Source organism: Myxococcus sp. MxC21-1 (genome assembly GCF_032612255.1).
Classification (GTDB): domain Bacteria; phylum Myxococcota; class Myxococcia; order Myxococcales; family Myxococcaceae; genus Myxococcus; species Myxococcus virescens.
On the sequence record NZ_CP123278.1, the window covers coordinates 3,355,037 to 3,374,814 of the forward strand.

Sequence of the window (19,778 nt, forward strand, 5' to 3'; positions counted from 1 at the left end):
GACGACAGCCCGCGTCGATCTCCTGCCGCTTGCCTGCTCCCTCGCCGTAACCTGATCGGCGCTCTAGAAGGCCTTCCACGCCATCAGGAGCTTGGAGGCGACTTCCGAGGTGATGAGCGGTAACACGCCGCCACCGCCGACGATGTTGACGATTTCCGACATGGACCCGCGGCACACACCGCCCCACGCGGGCTGCCGCGCCAGGCCCACGGAGGCATAGGCGGAGTAGTCCACGAAGAAGGACGTGGGCAGCACGGTGCCGTTGGGCTCGCAGAGCAGGTGCTCCTCGGGCGGCGAGTCCACCACCTCCTGCACCACGAAGCCTCCGCCGGCGGTGTCCGCCGCCGTGCGGGCGCACAGCTCCGCCCACGTCATCGGCGCGCCATAGGCCGCCTGCACCCGCTCCGTGTAGGGGACGGTGCCCGCGGAGCGGCCCAGGAAGACGGCTCGGCCGCCATAGTCCCAGGCCCGCTTCAGCACGAAGCGCGCCGGCGTCGCGGCGACCAGGGCGACCAGGTCCTCCACGCGTTCGCCGTCGGGGCCCTGTGTCGGGCCGGGCTGGAACGTTCGCGTCCACGGCACGGACGCGCGCACCGCCTCCAACTCCTCGCTGGTGAGTCGCGCGGCTTCGGCCAGTGCGGGCTCGGCCAGGGCCTGCGACAGGCGGGCGAAGGTCAGCTTCACCTCCACCTGCGAGGCGGGGGATTGAGGAATACCGCCTTCTTGCCGGGCACGGTGCCCAGGAAGTCCTCGACCCAGGGGAGGGGGACTCCTCCAGGCGCCGGACGAAGAGGTGCCGGTACACCAGGTCGTACTTCTTGCCGTGGGCCACGAAGGCGTCGTCACCGGACACCTCGTCCGGATGGACCAGTCCGCGTCCGCGCCGAACTCGCGGAAGCGCTCGCACAGCCAGCGCAGCTCCGTGATTTGGGCGTCGTTGCGGCGGCACAGCAGGGCCACCGTGTCCGGCATCCGGCCGTTGCGCTCGGCCGCGTAGCCGTCCAGCAGCGCCCGGTACAACGCCAGCGCGTTGCTGCCGTTGAGCGACAGCAGGGCGTGCAGGGACTTCTCCGGATAGCGGAAGTAGCGGCCCACCACCTCGATGAAGGTGCGGGCCGCGATGTCGGAGTACCCCTGCATGGCGGGGATGGTGGCGTTGACCTCCAACGCCCACGGCGTGCCGCCCGCGACGAAGTAGTCCACGCGCGTGGTGGCCAGCCGGGTGGACTGGCGCGGTGCGCTCGGCGAGCACGCGCTCGAGCGGGGAGAGGGCGCCCAGCAGGGCCTCCGCGTCCGCGCCCTGGAGCTGCGCCTGCGCCATCTTCACCGTGGCGGAGGACAGGCGGGCGGACAGCTCCGAGCGGCGGCGAATCTCCGCGGCGTCCAGCACCACGGGCGTGGCGGTGATGGGGATGGGGTGGGTGGTCCCGTCCGGTCGCGTGACGGCGAGGCCCCGCTGGTAGGCGATTCGCGCCAGGTCGGGCGCGATGTGGCGAGCCTGGCTCCGGAGCGCGTCGATGAACTCTTGCACGAAGTCGTGACCTCGATGGTACGCCCGGTCGTCTTCCGGGCGGCGCGCACCCTACGCCTGGACGGGTCCACCGGTCCACGGGCCCGGTGCCTTCCGTCGAAGCAGGACACTTCCTCGGTGGCCTTTTTGCCGCCCGCCGGGCCTGGGACCGGCCGCTCCGGGGCACACCCGGGTAGCGGCGCTGGAAAGGGGCCCTGGTTTCTTTTGTATCTTGGTTGCTGTTGTTCGTTTGCCGGAGGTGCTGTTTCCTGGCGAATGTTGCGTGAGACAGTCTGACTTGCGCGAACGGCCTGTCTGGCTTACAACCGTAGACGCCGTTCGACCGGGAATGCCCTGACGTGAGTCGCTCCACCTTTTACCAGCCCGTGAGTTCCGTCCGGTCGCGCCGTCTGGCGCTGCCGTTCGCGCTCGTGTGCGTGCTGGCGTACATGGGGAGCGTGATGCACTTCGCCCTGGTCCAGCACGCCACGTGCCTGGAGCATGGTGAGGTGATGCACGTGGAGGCCGGTGGCTCCCACGGCGCCGGTCACGTCGAGGCGTCCTTCGACGATGTGCGGCTCGCCTCCAAGAGCACGGAGGCGGACTCCCACGGCTCCGACGCCCACTGTGTCCACGCCTTCTTCCGGCGGGAGGCTCCGCCTCCGCAGCAGGACACGCCGTCCCTTCTGGTCGCGCCCGCTCGCTCCGAGCCCGCGCTGGCGGTGTTCCGCTTCCACGCGGAGCCCGTCGCCCGTCTGCACCTGGCTCCCAAGGCATCTCCGCCGCGCGCGTGAGGCCCGGGAGTTTGCTCGCTCAGGCGGCGTGTCGCTCCGTGTGAGGTTGCCCGTTCGCTAAAGCCAGACAGACTCCGTCCGCTCCGCGCGGGCTGTGAGTCATTGCGGCTTTGCGCCCACGCCGGCTGAGCTGTCTCACGACGCCCGTGTTTCGTGCTCCGTGCACGTCCCTTCCATTCCCACGCACCCGTGGCGGCCCCTCCATGTTCTGGCGGTGTCCGTTGCTGGCGCGCGGGCGTGGCACACCCGCAGTCCAATCCCGTGGAGTAGCACCATGACGAAGAAGCTCCTTGCCGCGTTCCTGCTGTCCACCGCGCTCGTCTCCGCCGGCTGCGGCGACGACCATCCCGAAGAAGAGGGCGTCGACGCCGAGGCGTGCGAGCACCTCCAGGAGGGGCCCGCCACCGCCGTCATCGCCAACATGGGGACCAACAACCCGCCCCCCGAGATTCGCGCTGACCACCGCCGCTACGACATCACCCTGATGAACGGCTCGGATGGGAATCAGGGCATGGTGGCCTTCGCCGCGAGCGAGGCCGCCGACTACGTCATCTACACCAACGCGGACGTGCCCCTTTCCATCACCACCGCCAGCGGTGAGGCGGTGGAAATCGAGGAGAGCACCAGCAGCTCCAAGGGCTGCACCGACATCAAGGGCCGCCACGTCGTGCCTCTCGCGGTGGGCACGCACTACCTGACCTTCGGCCCCACGTCCGTGGCGACTTTCGGCGTGCTCATCGAGGAGTCGCACGGCGACCACGGCCACGAGCACTGACGCTGTTCCCGGGCCCCTGGCCCGTTCACCCGGGGGCCGGTGCTCCAGTGCCGGCCCCTCGTTCCCCGAAGAGAGAAGACCATGGGTTCCTTCCAGCAGTTCCTGACGGACAAGAACATCCCCTCCGAGACGCTCCTCCGCCTGTCGCGCCAGCTCGAGTCCTACGGCTCCGAGGGCCGCACCCTCTTGAAGAAGCGGAGCGCCCGTCGCCGTGACAAGGACGCGCAGGGCAAGAGCTACGAGTCGCTGTCCATCGGCAAGCCGAAGAGCGGCCGGGGCATCAGCGCCCAGCAGCTCCAGGCCGCGCTGGGAGACCTGCCACTGACGGCCAGCGTGCGCGGGAAGCTGGTGCGCGCCGTCAACGCGGTGCTGGGCAAGCAGGGCGGAAGCCCGGTGGACGCGCCCGCGCTCTTCGGCGCCAGCCCCGTGCGCCGCGGCGCCACGGCGAAGAAGTCCGCGAGCTGAGAGGAGAACGCGCCCATGTCCGGCCATGCCATGTCCACCGTGCTTCCCTGTGAGCTGCGACGCGATGGAGACCGGCTGTTCGACGTCTCCATGTGGTGCCTCGGGCGGGATGTCCTCTGCCCGGAGGGGAACCTCCTCGTTCGACGAGGACTCGTGCGTCACGCGCGCCCCGAAGGCACGGAGGGACAGAGCCCGTACACGGTGGGCCTTCCGGATGGTGGGCGCCTGGCGCTGTGGGGCTTCGGCGCGCTGTGTGAGTGCGGCGAAGCCATCTTCGTCCCTCGGGCGGGCTTCGCGCCCGTCCTGCTGGAGGGGTGCCGGGCCAGCTGCCGTTTCGCGCGGAGGAGCTGGGCCCGGCGCGCTTGCCGACCACGGGGCACGAGCGGCGGGCGCTGCGCGCGGGGCTCGCCTCGCTGGCGGGGTGGCTGGCCGAGCACGAGGACTGGATTTCCTCCGAGATGGGCCCGTCCTGGCGCCGTGAGTGCTTCGGGGCGCGCCGCAAAGCGGCTCCCGTCGCGGCGGACGGACTGGCCTCGGCGTGGCGGCGCTTCGCCTCCCGCCTTCGTTCCCTGGATTCTGGATTCAACGTCTGCACCGCCCCGGTCGCCGGGGCCTGAGGAGGCCATCATGTTGGCGCGACTGCTCCGAGCCGATGAACCTTCCGTCCATGCCCGCGCGCCGTGGGAGGATGTCGCGGATGACGCGCTCCCCACGCCGCTCCTGCGCGAGGGCCTGGGTAACGCACACCTGGGCGTCACCACCGCCGTGCCCCAGGCCCAGGCCTGGTTCGACCAGGGCCTGCGGCTGTTGCACCTGGGGTGGGGCGGTGAGGCCCGCCGCGCCTTCGCGCAGGCCACGCGCGAGGATTCGTCGCTGGCCATGGCCTGGTGGGGGCTCGCCCTCACGCGAGGCTCCGGTGCCCGCTTCGCCGCCGCCCGCGCGGAGGCCATGGGCCGCGCGCTGGCCCTGAGCGAGGGCACCTCGGACCGCGAGCAGCGCTACATCGTCGCGGGCAGTCTGCTGGCGGAGAAGGGGCCGGCCAACGGGCGCCACGCCTTCGTGCGTGACATGGAGTGCCTCATCGACCGCTATCCCGAGGACGGCGACGCGCGGCTGCTGCTCGCGGGCTTCCTCTTGGACGGCTACGAGCCGGATGGCCGGCCCGGGCAGGGGCAGCCGTATGCGCAGGCCCTGCTGCGCGAGCTGCTGCGCTCACACCCGGACCACGCGGGCGTCCACCATGCATGGGTGCAGGCCATGCTGAACAGCGGCCGGCCCGAGGCTGCCCGTGACAGTGCTCACCGCCTGGTGACGCTGGCGCCTCGCGCGAGCCCCGCGCTGCTCTCCGCGGGGCGCCTGCTTCAACGCGTCGGGCTGGTGGCGGAGGCCCAGCGCGTGCTGGAGGCCACGGTGGCCGCGGATGATGCGTACCTGGCCGAGGAAGGACTGCACACCGCCGACGCACCGAGTGCCGAGGCGGCCATGCGGCTGCTCAGCCAGGGCTGCGCCGAAGCGGGCCAGTACGGCGAGTCCCAGGCGTGGGCCCGTCGCCTGCGGCAGCGGGTGGAAGGGGCTGGAGGCGACGAACAGGCGCTGCTGTTCGCCGCCGCCACGATGGTGTCCGCGCACCTGCGCTTCGGCTTCTGGCGTGCGGCGGCGGACGTGCCCATGGAGCTGTCGGATACGGCCAGCCCGGCGGAGCGGGCGCTGCGGGACGGGATTCGCCAGTACACGAGAGGACTCAGCCTGCTCGAGGCCGCGCGGCTGGGCGACGTGGAGCGGGTATGCAACTCACTGGATGCGCAGCATGCGCTCCTGGCGGAGGCTCGCCGCTCGGAGGACCTGGCCCTGTGTCCACGAGATGTGGCGCGGGTGGTGGAGGTGGCCGCTCATGAGCTGCGTGGCGCGCTGGAGGCTCGCAGGGGCGAGGTGGGCCGCGCCGAGGCCACGCTGACGCGTGCGTGGAGGCTGGAGCGGCGGCTTCGGGCAGCAGGGCCCGCGGCCTTCTCCCGGCCCGCGCGCGAGGCACTGGTCCGGCTACGTCTGCGCACGGAACGCGAGGACAAGGCGGTGGGGCTGGCGAAGACGCTGGTGGCGGAGCGGCCTGGGTGCGGGCACTTGCGACTGCTGTCCGCGGAGTCCCAGGTGGCGCTCGGCGCTTGGAGCAGCGCGGTGGAGGACTTCGCCGCGTTCCTCGACTGCTGGCGTGACGCGGACCCGCATCAGCCGGAGCTTCGCCGCGCTCGGGCCTTCATCGCCGGGCGGGGGCGTCTGCTGCGGCTCGTGCGCCCGCCGGAGCACCTCGCCCTGCGGGAAACCGGGGCCCAGGCCCTCGCCGCGCATGGGACGGTGTCCTGCTGAGCGGTGCTTGAATGGCACGGGGGCTGCCGCCTGTTCGCGGTCCATCAGGCGCCCCATCGAGCGTGCGCCCCGTCCACGGGGCTCATTGCCCGCGCGTCGCGGATTGACTGTCACCTGCTGGAAGTCCTCGCCGTGCGGGCGTCCACCAGTCGCGCTGGCGTCTCCCGCCGCTTGACGGGCCCTCACCGTTCGCGCGAGGAGGGGGCATGCCCACCTTCCGCCTCAAGCAGGACCAGGCCGCGTTGCTCGTCGTGGACATCCAGGAGCGACTGTGCGCCGCCATGGACCGGGACGCGCTGGACCGGATGCTCAGCCGCACCGCCGCCGCCATCGAGGGCGCTCGCGCGCTGGGGCTCCCCATCCTCCTCACCGAGCAGTACCCCCAGGGCCTGGGGCCCACGCATTCGCTGCTGCGGATGCGGGTGCTGAAGGACGTCAAGGCGGTGGAGAAGCTGGAGTTCAGCGCCGCCGTGCCAGACGTGCTGGCCGCGCTCGGCGGGCGCACGCAGGTCCTGGTGGCGGGCATGGAGACGCACATCTGCGTCTTCCAGACGGTGCGCGACCTGGTCGAACGCGGCCTGTCCCCGTTCCTGCTCACGGACGCCGTGCTGTCCCGCGCGCAGGAGGACCGGCAGGTGGGCCTCCAGATGTGCCGTGACGCGGGCGCGCACGTCGTCACGGTGGAGGCCGCGCTGTTCGACCTGCTCGGGCGCGCCGGCACGCCCGAGTTCAAGCAGGTCTCCGCGGCGGTCCGCTGACCCTCAGCGCGCCTTCTGTACCGCGTGGACGAGCATCCGGAGGACGGTCGCCACGGCCACCATGGCCGCGGCGAACACCGTCTGCGAGCCGCCCACGGGGAAGTCGTAGAAGAACGCGAAGAGATAGCCGCCCACGCCCGCGATGGCGCCGAAGAGCGTGGCGATGAAGAAGGTCCACGGCAGCCTCAGCTCCAACATCAGCGCGGCGATGGCGGACAGCGTGGAGAAGGCGAACACCGGCAGCGCGCCCAGCGCCCGGGCGCACACGCCCACCATGACGCCGATGCTGACCATCAGCACGCCGTCCAGCAGGCGCACCGGCAGCCCCTGCACCAGCGCTCCCGTCCGGTCGAAGCTGGCGAAGGTGATGCCTCGGTACCACCACAGGTGGATGAACATGACGCCCCCGCCAGCGATGGCCACCGTGTAGAGCTGCTCGGGCGTCACCAGCACCGCCGTGCCGAAGAGGATGCCCTGGATGTCGTGCGCCTCTTGCGCGATGCGGTCTCCCACGAGCACCGCGGCGCCGCCCGCCAGCGCATACGCCAGGCCCAGCAGGCTCTCCCGCGTGAGGCGCAGCTTCGCCGGCTCCGTCATCAGCAACATGGTGGCCAACAGCGCCAGGGTGGTGGCGCCCAGCACGGGCTCTACGTGCGTGCCCAGGTGGATGGCCGCGTAGAAGGCCAGCGCCACGCCCAGGCCCGCGGATTGGGCCACCGCGGCGCTGACGAACACCATGCGCCGCAGCACCACGTACACGCTCAGGAAGCCCAGCACGCCGCCCGCGATGAGCGCGCACAGCAGCGGGTCCCTGAACAAATCGAACGCCAGGTGGAACTGCTCCCACTTGGATGGTTCAGCGAGCGTCGTTTCCACGGTGAGGTCCCAGGGGCGCGCGTTGGCAGTACTCGTCGCCGTACTGGCGGCGGAAGGCGGGGTGACAGAAGACGGTGCGGGCATCGCCCACGACGAAGGCGGACGTCTCGCGGTCCACGAAGACGAGCACGTCCGCGTGCTCGGCGGCGACCTCCAGGTCGTGGCACACCACCACCACGCCCAGGCCCCGCTCACGCGACAGCGTGCACAGTCGCTGCATCGTCTCGTGCTCGGCGACGGCGTCCATGGCGGCGGTGGGCTCGTCCAGGAGCACCAGGTCCGCCTCGGTGGCCACCAGCCGCGCCAGCAGCGTGCGCTGCTTCTGGCCCTCGGACAGCTCGCGGTAGGGCCGCGAGGCGAAGGCCTTCGCGCCGGCTGTCTCCAGCGCGCTCTGCACGGCCTGCCGGTCCGCCTTCCGGGCGAAGGGCCACAGGAAGCTCCAGCCGCGCAGGCGTCCCCACGCCGTCAGCTCGCCCGCGCGCAGTGGCAGCAGCGAGTCGATGGCGGACGTCTGCGGCACATACGCACTGCGCACCTGCGCGGAGGCGCGGGAGATGGTGCCCGACACCGGCGGCTGCATGCCCAGCAGCGTCCGGAACCAGGTGCTCTTGCCGGAGCCGTTGCGGCCCACCACCGCCACGAACTGGCCGCGGCGAATGGTCAGGTCGATGGGCGGCAGGATGGCCTTGCCGTCGTAACCGATGACGAGCTTCTCGCAGGTGAGCAACGCGTCACCCGGCGCGAAGGTGGCGGGCACCGCGTGCGCGCCGTCCGTGGGCTCAACGGTCTTCACGTCGGACCTCCGCCTGTGGCTCCAAGGTGGCCAGTGCTTCCACCATCGCCGTCCGGATGGCGGCGTTCTCGGGGGCGTTCAGGTCCACCACGCCGTCAGGACCCGGCGTGGTGGCCGCCCAGTCCAGCGAGTCGAACAGCGTGGGCGCCAGCGCCAGGCGCAGGGCGAGCTTCACGCGTGGCTTGTTCTCGCGGTCCGCGGGGATGTCCACCGTGCCGCGCAGCACCATCAGCGGCGTGGCCTCCTCCGCCGCCGCCAACGCGAGCCGGAAGCGGCGCTCATCGTTGAAGCGGGGCGTGGCGCGGCTGTCGCGTACCGCGCCTTCCAGGTTTACCGACGACACGTCCCACTGGTAGCGGCTGACGTGGGTGCGGCCCAGCTCGCAGGACGGCTCACAGCCGGGCGACAGCGTCTGGTCCGCCAGCAGGTCCAGGTCCGCGTCCACGTGCAGGCTGGCCACCGTGGCCTCCGCGCCGCTGCCACCGCCATCCAGCTCCGCCTGGATGTCCTCGTAGTCCACCAGCGAGCCATCGTCGTGGTGGCAGTGGCCGTTGTGGCAGTTGGTGTAGCCCGGCGGCGGGTTGGCCGGGTCGAAGGTGGTGGGGCCGCGGGTGCCACCGCCGCCCACCAGGTCGATGTGGTCCACGCCCAGCGCGGCGCCGTCCAGGCGAAGCTCGAAGTCGGAGGCGAGCCGCTGGAAGCCGTTGCCTACGTCGCGCCCGGCCATCGGCGTGTAGTCCGCGCGGACGGCGGGCTCCAGCACCGCGAAGCTCTCTCCGGGCTCCAGCGCGCAGCCGGACAGGAAGAGCAGGGAAAGGAGGAGACGGGTCCGCATGGCTCAGGTCCCCTTGCCGGCGAGCCCCTTCTCCAGGCGCTCGACCATTTCGTTGATGTGCTGGAGGTACGTCTCCTTCGCCTTGAAGTCCGTGCCGCCGTGCAGGGTGACGAGCGGCGCGGGAATCTTCGAGGCCACCAGCCGCGCGGTGGTGTCCGGGTAGTAGCTCTCCATCAGCACCATGCGCGCCTTTCGCTGACGGCCCTGGGCCAGGACGCTCGCGACGTGCGACGGGTTGGGCGGGATGCCGGGCTTGGGCTCCAGGTAGGCGATGGTGTCGAAGCCCAGCCAGTCCGCCAGGTACGCCATGGTCCGGTGGTAGGCGATGACGGGCTGGCCACGCAGCGCCGCCAGCCGCTTCTCCCAGTCCGCGCGCGACTTCTCCAACTCGGTGGTGAAGGTGGCGAGGTTGTCGCGGTAGGCCTGCGCGTTCTTCGGATCCAACTGCGCCAGCCGGTCGGTGATGGCACGCGCCACGGACAGCGCCTGGCGCGGGTCATAGAGGAAGTGCGGGTTGCCGCCCGGGTGGACGTCGCCCTGGCCCCGGTCCACCTGCGCCGTGGGGACCTCCAGCAGCTTCACGAACTGCGAGGCCACCAGGTAGCCCGGGTTGCCCACGAGGATTTTCGGGTTGCGCGCGCCCACCTGGAGCGTGGGCAGCCAGCCGACTTCCAGGTCCAGGCCCACCGCGATGAGCAGGTCCGCGCGGTTGAGCGCCAGGGCGAGGTTCGGCTTGGCATCCACGAAGTGCGGGTCCTGGCTGGACAGCGCCAGGGCCTGCACTTTGACGTGGTCGCCGCCCACGGCCTTCGTCAACGCGGCCGGTCCGGCAGGGTGGTGACGACGTTGAGGTCCGCGCGAGCGGGGACGCGACGAAGAGGGTGAAGGCGGCGCACACGGCCGCGAACAGACGGGAGAGACGCATGGTCATGGCTCCTTCGAAAGGGGTTTAGAACGCGTGGGCGCCGTGGGCGCCGGTCACCAGCTCGAGCGCGAGCATCAGGGAATAGCCGGGCTCATCCCGCCACCCGGCATGGTCCCTGGCGCCCTGGAGGCGCAGCCGGGAGAACTCGGTGGGCCAGAAGGTGACGTTGGCGGACACGCGGTTGCGTGACTCCGTCCAGTCCGGGTCCAACGGGTCGATGACGCGCGCTCCGTCTTCGCCTCGCGCCGCCGTTCCCAGCTCGTAGCGCAGCGCGGTGGCCCACCGCGGCGAGAAGCGCCACGCGGCCTGCGCGTAGGTGTTGAAGTCCGTCAGCACGTCCCCGGGCACCTGGCGGCGGCGGTAGAAGGCCTCCGTCTGGAACGTGATGAGCGTGGTGTTGTGGGCCTGGGTGATGGGCCGGTAGCGCAGGTACAGGTCCGTGCCGAAGACGTCCGTGCGGTTGCGGTAGCCGGTGGGATTGGGGCCGGTGGCGGTGGACAGGCCCCACATGAGGGACAGGTCATCCGACAGCGGGAAGAACTGCTTCACCGCGCCGGTGAGCTGCAAGTCGAACGGAGACTGCACCCGTTCGCTGGTGGCGCCCAGGAAGCTGCGTGCGGTGGCCTCGCCGGTGGCGTCGGTGGTGCTGCCAATCACCTCCACGTACCAGGGCAGGGGCGCCAGCCAGGACACCTCGGCGCCCAGTCCGCGGTTGCTTTCGCCTCCGAAGATGCGGCCCACGGCGAAGGGCTGGTCCACGAAGTCCCACGAATGCGGGTGCGTGGGGTTGATGCGGCCGAAGCGCGTGAGGAACTGACCGGCGCGCACCTGGAGGTTGTAGGGCAGCGCCAGCGTGGTGCCGTAGGCCTCTTCGATTTCCACGCCGAACTGGCTGAAGACGATGTTGGCGTCGAACCGGAAGTAGGGGTCCACCACCGAGCCGATGGACAGCTCCAACTGCTGCAGGTTGAAGCCGTTGCGCGTGGGGTCGTGCGCGCCGCTCTGCAGGGGCTCCTTGTCCGTGAATGCCGCGGCGGCCACATCCAGGATGAAGCTCAGGTCCAGGAAGTTCGTGCCCGTGTTGGGATTGTTCACCCCGGGGATGGAGAGCGCGGAGCCACCGCCAGGCATGGAGGCCGGCGGCGCCGCGGTACCCGTGGGCGTGTTCTGCTGCGCGGACGCGGCATCGCTGCCAAGCGCCTTCTCAATCTCCTCCAACTCCTCGGGCGTGAGCGCGGGCGCGGCGTCTTCCCGCGGCTCCTGCACGGGGGTGTCCGCCGGAGGCGCGGAGGCGTCCTGGGCGCGGCGCCGCTGGCGAACAGCAAGGGCGTGAGTGAAACGACCATGAGAGCGCCGTGAGCACGGCGCGAACGGGTTGCCACCTGGAATGCTCCTCGAACGGGGCGGCCGCGTAGCGGTCACGCCCACCAATGACCTGAAAGACCTCGGACGACGCACGTCACGCGTGCGCGGGAGGCGAGGCCTTGGGGGCGGTATCGAGGATGGAGAGGGGGCCTGGACGCGAGGCGGCGCGGTGGCCGGACGGCTCACGGCGAGCAGCGTCAGCACCAGTGTCGTCCGGTAGGGCGTCAGGAGCTCCGGGCGGGAGCCAGACGTCACCAGCGGACATTCCTCATGGGGGAGGGCGGCCGAGTCCGTGACGGCTTCGGGCAGGGCGGACAGCTGCGGACTCTGCTCGAAGGCGAGCCGGGACAGCCGCGCGCCCGTGCCGAGCGCCGTCTCCTCGAACGTCTGATGCTGCGGACAGAACCGGTGCGCGTGCTCGTCCCTCGCGTGCATCAGCGCGCTCAGCGGCTGACACAGCCACAGCGCGACGAGCAGCGTCGCGGTGCAGCGGGCGAAGGTGTGGGCTCGCTGATTCATCGGAAGGGACGGTTGCCCGGGTGCTCTAATGACGCGGCACGGCGGGTGTCAAGGGACGGTATCACGCTCTGTTTCGTCCGGGTGGGGATGTGTCGGCCCCGGCCGGGCGTTGGGGGACATCAGGATGAACGGACAGCTGGACGGAGGATTCATTCCAGTGGCGACGCTGGACGCACTCGACGCGCGGGGCCGCGCGGTGGTGCAGGTGGACGGTGTCGCGGTGGCCCTCTTCCGCGTGAATGGGGAGCTCCATGCGGTGGCGGACGCATGCCCCCACCGGGCCGGGCCCCTGTCCGAGGGGGACCTGGTGGGATACGTGGTGCATTGTCCATTGCACACCTGGCCGTTCGACGTCCGGACGGGGCAGTGCCCGCGACATCCGGGGGTGCAGGTCCGCACCTATGCGGTGCGTGTGCAGGGACAGCACATCCTCGTGTCCGCATCAGGTAGGGTCCACGCCCCCTGAGTGCCGGCCCCTTCCAGGAGCGATTCCACTGTGACTTCGTCCCGAGCCCGCCGCAAAGCCCCCGCCGCTGCCGCCCCCGCCGCCGTCCCCGATACCTCGGCCATGGCGCGTGCCGTGGCGGACTTCCTGCGCGCCGCCGGTCTGAACCTCCAGGACGTCCACCTGACGGACACCCCCACGCGCGTGGCCGAGGCCTGGACGGCCGAGTTCCTCGACGGCTACAGCCGCACCCCGGAGCAGGCGCTGGGGGAGACGTTCCCCGCGCCGCCGGGCTCCTCCGGCGAGCTGGTGGTGGTGACGGACCTGCGCTTCCACTCCATGTGTCCGCACCACCTGCTGCCGCTCACCGGGCGGGCCCACGTGGCCTATGTGCCGGGCAAGCGGGTGGTGGGCTTTGGCCGGCTGTCATCGCTGGTGGACTGTTTCGCGCACCGGCTCATCCTCCAGGAAGACATGGCGCGGGAAGTGGCGCGTTCCCTGGCGCAGGTGCTGGGCAGCCCCGCCACCGCATGCATCATCGAAGCGGAGCAGGCGTGCCTGCGCCTGCGCGGAGACAAGCAGCGCGACGCCGTCACCCACGCGGAGGCCTATGAAGGCACCCTGCGGCGCGACGGCCCCCTGCGCCGTGAGCTGTGGGCCCGGTTGGGGGCCCGGCGATGAGTGCGCCCCTGCCGCGCGTGGAGCCCGGGCGCGTGGCCCGCGTGCGCGAGGCGCTGGCCACCGTTCTGGCTCCGGAGCAACTGCGCGTGGATGACGCCGCGCTGGCCGCCTACGCCCGCGACGAGTCCGACAGTGGCGTCCATGCGCCCGACCTCGTCGTCTTCCCCGCGGACACGCGGCAGGTGTCGCAGGTCTTCAAGGCGTGCGCGGTGCACGGCGTGCCCTTCACCCCCTGTGGCGCGCGCAGCGGCAAGAGCGGCGGCTCGCTGCCCTTGCATGGTGGGGTGGCGGTGAGCCTGGAGCGGATGAACCGCATCCTCTCCATCTCCCCCGAGGACCTCACCGCGGTGGTGCAGCCCGGCGTCATCACCGGCGACCTGATGAAGGCCGTGGAAGCGGTAGGGCTCTTCTATCCACCGGACCCGAACTCCTGGGAGGTGTGCACGTTGGGCGGCAACGTGGCGGAGAACGCCGGCGGGCCTCGGGCACTCAAATACGGTGTCACGCGCGACTACGTCATCGGACTGGAGTGGGTGCTCCCGGACGGCGAGGTGGTGCGGGTGGGCCGGCGCACCATCAAGGGCGTGGCGGGTTATGACCTGGTGGGCCTCTTCGTCGGCTCGGAGGGCACGCTGGGCGTCGCCACCGAAATCACCGTCCAGCTCATCCCGCTGCCGCGCGAGGTGCTGACGGCCCTGGTGGTGTTTCCGTCCGTGTTGCACGCCGCGCGCGCGGTGTCCGCCGTGCTGGCCGCGGGCATCCTCCCGCGTTGCCTGGAACTCATCGATGACGTGGCCCTGCGGGCGGTGAATGGCCGCGGCTTCCAGTTCCCTCCGGGCGCGGGCTCCGCTGTCATCGTGGAGGTGGACGGCAACGGCCGCGAGGGCTTGCTCGCTGAGCTGTCTCAATTGGGTGACATCTGTACCAGCCAGGGCGCCACCGAGACGCTGGTGGCCCAGGATGCTTCCCAGCGCGAGAAGCTCTGGGCCGCGCGCAGGGTGATTTCCCCGGCCCTCCGGGCCCTCAAGCCTCACAAGATTTCCGAGGACATCGTCGTGCCCCGCTCGAAGATTCCGGAGGTCATCGAGCGCTTGAAGGCCATGGGCGCGGAGCTGGGGCTCACCGTGGCCACGTATGGCCATGCGGGCGACGGGAACCTGCACGCCAACATCCTCTACGAGGGCGCCCACCAACGGCCGCTGGTGGATGAGGCCCTGCGGCGCATGCTGGTGATGACCGTGGAACTGGGCGGAACCATCACAGGCGAGCACGGTGTGGGGCACGCGAAGCGGGAATATCTTTCGCTGGAGCAGTCCCCCGCGCTCATCGACCTGCAGCGCAGGCTCAAGGCCTTCTTCGATCCATCAGGGTTGCTCAACCCGTCGAAAATCTTCCCCGCGCTCATGCGTTCTTGATTCGTGGCCGACGCGGCTCGTTTTTGTCCCGGCGTCGAGCGGCTTACCGTCCAAAGCGTGGGAAGGGCTGGGAATGTCGCGCGAAATGCCTAATCGGACCTGGAATGAGAAACCCTTTCGCTCGTTGCGCGTCTTAGTTCCAGGTGGACGCGAGGCGGCGGGGGGAGAGCGCGTCCGGCATCAAACGGAGGACGGGAAATCATGGCCAATTCGACGAAGTACGCAGCCGAAGGCCTGTCGCACTACCTTCGGAACCTGGGCGGGCACCAGCAGCTGACGCGTGAGCAGGAGTACGAGCTTGCGCGCCGCGCCCGCAAGGGTGACGAGTCCGCGCGGCAGACGCTTGCCAGCTCCAATCTGGCCTTCGTTGTCGCCGTGGCGAAGAAGTTCGCCAATCGCGGCGCGCGACTGGATGACCTCATCCAGGAGGGCAACGTCGGTCTCATGAAGGCGATCGAGCACTTCGATCCCAAGAAGAACGTGCGCTTCGCCACCTACGCGGTGTGGTGGATTCGCGCCTACATCACCCGGTACCTGAAGGACAACCGCAGCCAGGTGCGCGGTGGTGAGGCCGAGCGCGGCAGCATGGTGGACTTCTCGCTGGACGCCACCATCGACGAGGACGGCGAGACGACCTTCCTCGACCGGCTGGAGGACAACAGCCCTTCGCCTCAGCAGGTGTTCCTGGCGCACGAGCAGGACACGGAGATTCAGGAGGCGCTCGCCAAGGTGCGCAAGCGCATTGGTGACCTGGGCTGGGACATCCTCACGGAGCGGCTGACGCAGGACAAGCCGCTGACGCTGGAGGAGCTGGGCCAGCGGTGGGGCGTGTCGCGCGAGCGCGTGCGTCAGGTGGAGCTGAAGACGAAGAACTTCCTGGAGCGCTACCTGCAGGCGTTCAACGAGAACGAAGAGCACCTGGGCGAGCAGGCCGCCGACGCGGCGTGAGCGGCCATCCAGGGCCCTTCCCACCTGGGAAGGCGCGTCATCGGGGCGGGACGGACCGGGTCATTCCGGGCCGCTCCCGCCTCTTGTCGTTTGGCGGATGTTTGACCGCCGATGGTTTGCTACCGGGCAAAAGTGCGTGCTAAGCCCGGCGCTTATGCGCTTGATTTCATTTGCTTTGAGCCTCCTCCTGAGCCTGCCTGCCTGGGGGGCTGAGGCCTCCCTGTTGTCGGAGCTTGACGCGCTGTACGCGAAGCGCGGCGAGTCCGGTGGGGAGAAGGCCTACGAGGGGGCCTTGAAGACGGCGCTGGACGCCGCGCCGGAGGACTACGAGCTGGTCTGGCGCAAGGCGCGCATCCTTCAGTGGCAGGCGGACGGGGCGGCCAATGAGAAGCTCAAGAAGGTGCTGGGCCGCCAGACGTGGGACTGGGGTGAGAAGGCGGTGAAGCTCAACCCCGCCCGGGTGGAGGGCCACTACTACGCGGCCACCGGCATCGGCGCCTACTCCCAGGCCGTGGGCATCATGAAGGCGCTGGGTGAGGGGCTCGAGGGCAAGTTCAACGAGCGGCTCGACAAGGCCATCCAGATTGACCCGGGCTACGACCGGGGCGCGCCGTTGCTGGCCAAGGGCCGCTACTACTACGAGCTGCCCTGGCCCAAGCGCGACCTGGCGAAGTCCGCCAGCCTCTACGAAAAGTCCATCGCGAAGCACCCGCAGATGCTGCGCGCCTACTACTTCCTGGCGGAGACGCTCCTCAAGGACGGCAAGGCCGCGAAGGCGCGCGAGGCCATTCAAAAGGTGAAGCAAGGCAGCATCGCGTACGACCCCGCGGAAGGGCGGCGCGTGCAGGAGTGGTCCAGGAAAGTCGAAGCCGATATCGAGAAGGAGCTCAGATGAGGGCAGAGAATCAGGTAGCGGCTCCCGCTACCGCGGGGGGGGATGCGACGCTGGTCCAACTGCTCATTCAGCGCGCGAAGAACGCGTCGACGGTGGGCGCAAGCCACAAGAAGGACGGCCGCTGGCAGGACGTCACCTTCGCCCAGTTCCTGGACGAGGTGAAAGCGCTCTCCGCGGGCCTGGTTGCCCAGGGGGTGAAGCCCGGGGACCGGGTGGCGATTTTCGCGAACACCAGTCTGCAGTGGCTCATCTGCGATGTGGCCATCAGCGCCGCGCAGGCCATCACCGTCCCCATCTATGCGTCCAACACGCCGGATGAGTGCCGGTACATCCTCAACCACTCCGAGACGACGCTCGTCTTCGTGGACAACGACGAGAAGGACGCCCGGCAGGCGGGCCGGCTCACGCGCCTGCGCCAGAAGCTGGCGGAGTGTCCGACGCTCCGCCGCATCGTCGCCTTCGAGGGCCCCGTCGCCGGTGGCACCGAGCTGTCACTCGCCGACGTCGTCGCCCAGGGCCGTACCGAGCACGCCGCCCGTCCGGACGACTTCGAGGCGCGGGTGGCGGGCGTGTCCATGGAGGACACCGCCTCCATCATCTACACGTCCGGCACGACGGGCGACCCCAAGGGCGTCATCCTCACGCACCGCAACTGGGCCTTCGAGGCGAAGGCCGCACAGTCGGTGGGGATGATGGTGCCCTCTGACTCGGTGATGCTGTTCCTGCCGCTGGCGCACGTCTTCGCGCAGGTGGTGAAGGCCGCCTGGCTGAGCATGGGTTACCGGCTCGTCGTCGCGGAGTCGGTGGACAAGCTGCTCGCCAACCTGGTGGAGACGCGTCCCTCGGTGCTGCCGTCGGTGCCGCGCGTCTTCGAGAAGGTCTACAACAACGTGGTGGCCAACGGCTCGGCGGCCCCGGGGCTCAAGGGCCGGCTCTTCCGCTGGGCCTTCAAGCTGTTCGACGAGTACGTCGAGGCGCGCAGCCAGGGGCGCGAGTACGCCACCCTGGGCTTCGCGTTGGCGAAGAAGCTGGTGTTCTCCAAGGTGCACGCGGCCATCAGCGAGAAGCTGGGCGGCAACATGCGCGTGTTCATCTCCGGCGGCGCGCCCCTGTCTCCGAAGATCGGCTACTTCTTCGACCTGCTGGGCCTCAAGGTGCTGGAGGGCTACGGCCTGACGGAGACGTGCGCCGGCACCACCGTCAATCGCGAGCACAACATCAAGATTGGCAGCGTGGGCGCGCCCGTGCCGGGCATGGAGGTGATGATTGCCTCCGACGGCGAAATCCTCATCCGCGGCCCGGCCGTCATGAAGGGGTACTACAAGAACCCCGAGGCCACAGCGGAGGCCATCGACGCGGAGAACTGGTTCCACACCGGTGACATCGGCGAGCTGGACGCGGACAACTACCTGCGCATCACCGACCGCAAGAAGGACCTCATCGTCACCGCGGGCGGGAAGAACGTGGCGCCGCAGAATCTCGAGAACGCCCTCAAGACGCACGCCATCATCAGTCAGGCGATGGTGTACGGCGACAAGCGGCCGTACCTGGTGGTGCTCATCACCGTGTCGGAGGAGGGCGCGCGCAAGCTCCTCCTGGAGCAGGGCGCCCCCGTGGGCAGCTACGCGGACAATGCCCGTCGTCCAGAGGTCCAGGCGGCGGTGAAGGCCGCGGTGGATCAGGTCAACACGCAGCAGCCGCCCTACGCCACGCTCAAGCGCTTCGCCGTGCTGGAGAACGACTTCAGCCAGGAGACGGAGGAGCTGACGCCCAAGCTCAGCGTGAAGCGGAAGGTCTGCATCCAGAAGTACAAGGCGCAGCTCGACCGGATGTACGAAGGCACCACCGTGGTCGACTGAGGCCTACGCCACGCACAGGGCAAAAGCGAACGCCCGGCCCACCCCGTGTTCCAGGGGGCGGCTCGGGCGTTGCGCGTTTCAGGGCACTGCTCACGTCCTGCCGGGAGGCACGGCCACCCGGCGGCGGCTCAGACGTGGCCGCTGGGCGTCTGGCTCTTGGTGACGTCGTTCTGCACGCCGGTGCTGCTGGAGAGCGTCCCGGCGCCCTTCTTGTCCCCAGGGGCCGCCGCGTCCTCGCCCTCACCGCCAAAGCCGCGCTTGAAGTTGCGGATCGCACTTCCCAGCGAAGAGCCCAGCTGTGGCAGGCGCGACGCTCCGAACAGGAGCAGCAGCACCCCCATGATCAGCAGGATTTCCATTCCCTTCAAACCCATCACTCGGCTCCTTCGCGAAGACGCCAAGGAGCATACCGATGGGCGCCGCCGACCGCCAGCAAGACCGGCGGGCGATTCAAGCCTGCATGGTTGCTGGAGAACCGAGCGCCGCGGCGGGGGCCTGGGCCAGGGTGAGGAAGAGGGTGCTGCCACCTCGGTCCGACTCGACGCCCACGCTGCCCCCGTGGGCCTCCACCTCCTGCCGGGCCAGGTAGACGCGCAAGGGGTCCTCCAGCCGCTTCTCCCGGAAGGCGCGCTCCTCGCGCTGGAAGACGGCGGCGGCGTCCTCATCCGTCAGGGGCGCCCCGTCCCGGCGGACCTCCACGCGCACCCGGGGTGCGAAGTCGCGGATGCCCAAGCGGATGACCTCACCCGGTTGGGCGCGGGCCAACTGGTACTGAATGAAAGACTCCACGGCGTGTTGGATGCGGGCCCCGTCCACGATGACCTCGGGCACCGCCTGCGCCGGATTCAGGCCCAACACGAGCGCCACCTGGGCCGCCGAGGCCGCGGCGCGCTGCCGCTCCACCGCCGCGTCCAGCAGGGGCAGCAGGGATTGGCGCTCCTGCTCGCAGGGCAGGGAGCCCAGGTCCGCCCGGCTGGCGTCGAAGAAGTCCTGGGAGAAGGCGAGCGAGCGGTCCGCGTTGCGGAGGATGGTCTCCAGGCCGCGCTGCACCTTGGCCTCCAGGGGCACGCGGCCGTTGAGCAGCAGGGCCGCGTATGAGCGCACGTTGGCCAGTGAGCCGCGCAGGTCATGCGACGCCATGGACAGGTAGCGCACGCGCCGCCGCACCCCGGCCTCGTCCCACGCCAGGGGCGACGTCCACAGCAGCAGTGCGCCGTCCTCCAGCGTCTCCTCGCCCGCCATCAGCACCTGGCCGTCCCGCTCCCAGAGGCTGCCGCTCCCAGGGCGCCGCTGGAAGCCCGCCACCGCCATGAGCTCCGGCAGGGAGCCCACGCGGCTGGGGAGCGCCTCCAGGCCGAGCTGCCTCAGCAGCGAGCGTCCGAGCAGGCGCGGGCTGCCTCCACGAGGCAGGAGTAGAAGCCCGGGTGCCGCCATGTCGCCTGCTTTCAGCTCCCCCTCGCTCGCCACGTTCCACACCCCCAGTCCGTCAGGTCACGGAAAGGGTGGGCAGTAACTGTCGGTTTTGCAACGTGGGCCCATGTCTGGCGGCGTGGGCGCAT

18 protein-coding genes and 2 pseudogenes are annotated in these 19,778 nt (G+C 70.1%); 12 read left to right on the forward strand and 8 right to left on the reverse strand.

The genetic code is table 11. The features are described from left to right. Nucleotides 1-63 precede the first annotated feature (63 nt). Nucleotides 64-1,531: pseudogene (locus QEG98_RS15480) on the reverse strand (hypothetical protein). A gap of 338 nt (nucleotides 1,532-1,869) precedes the next feature. On the opposite strand from QEG98_RS15480, the gene QEG98_RS15485 reads away from it, so the two are divergent. From QEG98_RS15485 to QEG98_RS15510, 6 genes are all read left to right on the forward strand, one after another. Beyond that, on the forward strand, nucleotides 1,870-2,304 hold the full coding sequence (locus QEG98_RS15485) for a hypothetical protein (RefSeq protein WP_316567239.1): 435 nt from the start codon (nucleotides 1,870-1,872) through the stop codon (nucleotides 2,302-2,304). Nucleotides 2,305-2,578: 274 nt separating this feature from the next. Next, on the forward strand, nucleotides 2,579-3,079 hold the full coding sequence (locus QEG98_RS15490) for a hypothetical protein (protein ID WP_316567240.1): 501 nt from the start codon (nucleotides 2,579-2,581) through the stop codon (nucleotides 3,077-3,079). An 81-nt stretch (nucleotides 3,080-3,160) separates the two neighbouring features. After that, nucleotides 3,161-3,544 carry a hypothetical protein gene (locus tag QEG98_RS15495; RefSeq protein WP_316567241.1) on the forward strand — a complete coding sequence of 128 codons (384 nt, stop codon included), beginning with the start codon at nucleotides 3,161-3,163 and terminating at the stop codon, nucleotides 3,542-3,544. A 314-nt stretch (nucleotides 3,545-3,858) separates the two neighbouring features. Beyond that, nucleotides 3,859-4,161 carry a hypothetical protein gene (locus tag QEG98_RS15500; RefSeq protein WP_316567242.1) on the forward strand — a complete coding sequence of 101 codons (303 nt, stop codon included), beginning with the start codon at nucleotides 3,859-3,861 and terminating at the stop codon, nucleotides 4,159-4,161. A 10-nt stretch (nucleotides 4,162-4,171) separates the two neighbouring features. Continuing rightward, nucleotides 4,172-5,905 (forward strand): hypothetical protein, encoded by a 1,734-nt coding sequence (locus QEG98_RS15505; RefSeq protein WP_316567243.1) that lies wholly within the window; start codon nucleotides 4,172-4,174, stop codon nucleotides 5,903-5,905. A 206-nt stretch (nucleotides 5,906-6,111) separates the two neighbouring features. After that, nucleotides 6,112-6,663, forward strand: a complete 552-nt coding sequence (locus QEG98_RS15510) for an isochorismatase family protein (protein WP_316567244.1) — start codon at nucleotides 6,112-6,114, stop codon at nucleotides 6,661-6,663. Between the two features lie 3 nt (nucleotides 6,664-6,666). Here QEG98_RS15510 and QEG98_RS15515 read toward each other — a convergent pair whose 3' ends face one another. The 5 genes and pseudogenes from QEG98_RS15515 to QEG98_RS15535 form a co-directional block, all read right to left on the reverse strand. Further along, nucleotides 6,667-7,539 carry a metal ABC transporter permease gene (locus tag QEG98_RS15515; RefSeq protein ID WP_141593203.1) on the reverse strand — a complete coding sequence of 291 codons (873 nt, stop codon included), beginning with the start codon at nucleotides 7,537-7,539 and terminating at the stop codon, nucleotides 6,667-6,669. Further along, complete coding sequence (locus tag QEG98_RS15520) at nucleotides 7,520-8,332, reverse strand: metal ABC transporter ATP-binding protein (protein ID WP_141256067.1); 813 nt, start codon at nucleotides 8,330-8,332, stop codon at nucleotides 7,520-7,522. The genes QEG98_RS15515 and QEG98_RS15520 overlap by 20 nt, the downstream gene beginning before the upstream one ends. Then, the gene (locus tag QEG98_RS15525) at nucleotides 8,319-9,167 is read right to left on the reverse strand and encodes a hypothetical protein (RefSeq protein WP_316567245.1); all 849 of its coding nucleotides are present in this window, start codon (nucleotides 9,165-9,167) and stop codon (nucleotides 8,319-8,321) included. Before QEG98_RS15525 ends, QEG98_RS15520 begins: the two co-directional genes overlap by 14 nt. 3 nt (nucleotides 9,168-9,170) lie before the next feature. Continuing rightward, a pseudogene (locus QEG98_RS15530) lies at nucleotides 9,171-10,098 on the reverse strand (metal ABC transporter substrate-binding protein). 18 nt (nucleotides 10,099-10,116) lie between these two features. Beyond that, entirely contained in the window at nucleotides 10,117-11,976 is a 1,860-nt protein-coding gene (locus tag QEG98_RS15535) for a zinc-regulated TonB-dependent outer membrane receptor (protein WP_410478024.1), read from the reverse strand. A gap of 124 nt (nucleotides 11,977-12,100) precedes the next feature. Here QEG98_RS15535 and QEG98_RS15540 point away from each other — a divergent pair, with 124 nt between their 5' ends. The 6 genes from QEG98_RS15540 (at nucleotide 12,101) to QEG98_RS15565 (ending at nucleotide 18,219) form a co-directional block, all read left to right on the forward strand. After that, complete coding sequence (locus QEG98_RS15540) at nucleotides 12,101-12,442, forward strand: Rieske (2Fe-2S) protein (protein ID WP_090492802.1); 342 nt, start codon at nucleotides 12,101-12,103, stop codon at nucleotides 12,440-12,442. 102 nt (nucleotides 12,443-12,544) lie between these two features. Next, entirely contained in the window at nucleotides 12,545-13,102 is a 558-nt protein-coding gene (gene folE / locus QEG98_RS15545; RefSeq protein WP_208610778.1) for a GTP cyclohydrolase I, read from the forward strand. Next, a complete protein-coding gene (locus QEG98_RS15550) occupies nucleotides 13,099-14,517 on the forward strand; it encodes an FAD-binding oxidoreductase (protein ID WP_316567247.1) in 1,419 nt (472 codons plus the stop codon). Before folE ends, QEG98_RS15550 begins: the two co-directional genes overlap by 4 nt. 201 nt (nucleotides 14,518-14,718) lie before the next feature. Continuing rightward, complete coding sequence (locus tag QEG98_RS15555) at nucleotides 14,719-15,465, forward strand: RNA polymerase sigma factor RpoD/SigA (RefSeq protein WP_090492810.1); 747 nt, start codon at nucleotides 14,719-14,721, stop codon at nucleotides 15,463-15,465. A 97-nt stretch (nucleotides 15,466-15,562) separates the two neighbouring features. Further along, nucleotides 15,563-16,360: a tetratricopeptide repeat protein gene (locus QEG98_RS15560; RefSeq protein ID WP_090492812.1), complete on the forward strand. Its 798-nt coding sequence runs from the start codon at nucleotides 15,563-15,565 to the stop codon at nucleotides 16,358-16,360. Continuing rightward, nucleotides 16,357-18,219: a long-chain fatty acid--CoA ligase gene (locus QEG98_RS15565; RefSeq protein WP_316567248.1), complete on the forward strand. Its 1,863-nt coding sequence runs from the start codon at nucleotides 16,357-16,359 to the stop codon at nucleotides 18,217-18,219. Before QEG98_RS15560 ends, QEG98_RS15565 begins: the two co-directional genes overlap by 4 nt. A 128-nt stretch (nucleotides 18,220-18,347) precedes the next feature. Here QEG98_RS15565 and tatA read toward each other — a convergent pair whose 3' ends face one another. Together tatA and QEG98_RS15575 are read right to left on the reverse strand one after the other, a co-directional pair. Beyond that, nucleotides 18,348-18,593: a twin-arginine translocase TatA/TatE family subunit gene (gene tatA / locus QEG98_RS15570; RefSeq protein ID WP_090492817.1), complete on the reverse strand. Its 246-nt coding sequence runs from the start codon at nucleotides 18,591-18,593 to the stop codon at nucleotides 18,348-18,350. Between the two features lie 76 nt (nucleotides 18,594-18,669). Further along, the gene (locus tag QEG98_RS15575; protein WP_316567249.1) at nucleotides 18,670-19,695 is read right to left on the reverse strand and encodes a HAMP domain-containing sensor histidine kinase; all 1,026 of its coding nucleotides are present in this window, start codon (nucleotides 19,693-19,695) and stop codon (nucleotides 18,670-18,672) included. Nucleotides 19,696-19,778: the final 83 nt, after the last annotated feature.

What these genes read in the sequence shown, in the direction of transcription:
- QEG98_RS15490 (WP_316567240.1), top strand. Translation starts at nt 2,579, where the DNA reads ATGACGAAGAAGCTCCTTGCCGCGTTCCTGCTGTCCACCGCGCTCGTC.
- QEG98_RS15495 (WP_316567241.1), top strand. Translation starts at nt 3,161, where the DNA reads ATGGGTTCCTTCCAGCAGTTCCTGACGGACAAGAACATCCCCTCCGAG.
- QEG98_RS15505 (WP_316567243.1), top strand. Translation starts at nt 4,172, where the DNA reads ATGTTGGCGCGACTGCTCCGAGCCGATGAACCTTCCGTCCATGCCCGC.
- QEG98_RS15510 (WP_316567244.1), top strand. Translation starts at nt 6,112, where the DNA reads ATGCCCACCTTCCGCCTCAAGCAGGACCAGGCCGCGTTGCTCGTCGTG.
- QEG98_RS15525 (WP_316567245.1), bottom strand. Translation starts at nt 9,167, where the DNA reads ATGCGGACCCGTCTCCTCCTTTCCCTGCTCTTCCTGTCCGGCTGCGCG.
- QEG98_RS15535 (WP_410478024.1), bottom strand. Translation starts at nt 11,976, where the DNA reads ATGAATCAGCGAGCCCACACCTTCGCCCGCTGCACCGCGACGCTGCTC.
- QEG98_RS15540 (WP_090492802.1), top strand. Translation starts at nt 12,101, where the DNA reads ATGAACGGACAGCTGGACGGAGGATTCATTCCAGTGGCGACGCTGGAC.
- folE (WP_208610778.1), top strand. Translation starts at nt 12,545, where the DNA reads ATGGCGCGTGCCGTGGCGGACTTCCTGCGCGCCGCCGGTCTGAACCTC.
- QEG98_RS15550 (WP_316567247.1), top strand. Translation starts at nt 13,099, where the DNA reads ATGAGTGCGCCCCTGCCGCGCGTGGAGCCCGGGCGCGTGGCCCGCGTG.
- QEG98_RS15555 (WP_090492810.1), top strand. Translation starts at nt 14,719, where the DNA reads ATGGCCAATTCGACGAAGTACGCAGCCGAAGGCCTGTCGCACTACCTT.
- QEG98_RS15560 (WP_090492812.1), top strand. Translation starts at nt 15,563, where the DNA reads ATGTTTGACCGCCGATGGTTTGCTACCGGGCAAAAGTGCGTGCTAAGC.
- QEG98_RS15565 (WP_316567248.1), top strand. Translation starts at nt 16,357, where the DNA reads ATGAGGGCAGAGAATCAGGTAGCGGCTCCCGCTACCGCGGGGGGGGAT.
- tatA (WP_090492817.1), bottom strand. Translation starts at nt 18,593, where the DNA reads ATGGGTTTGAAGGGAATGGAAATCCTGCTGATCATGGGGGTGCTGCTG.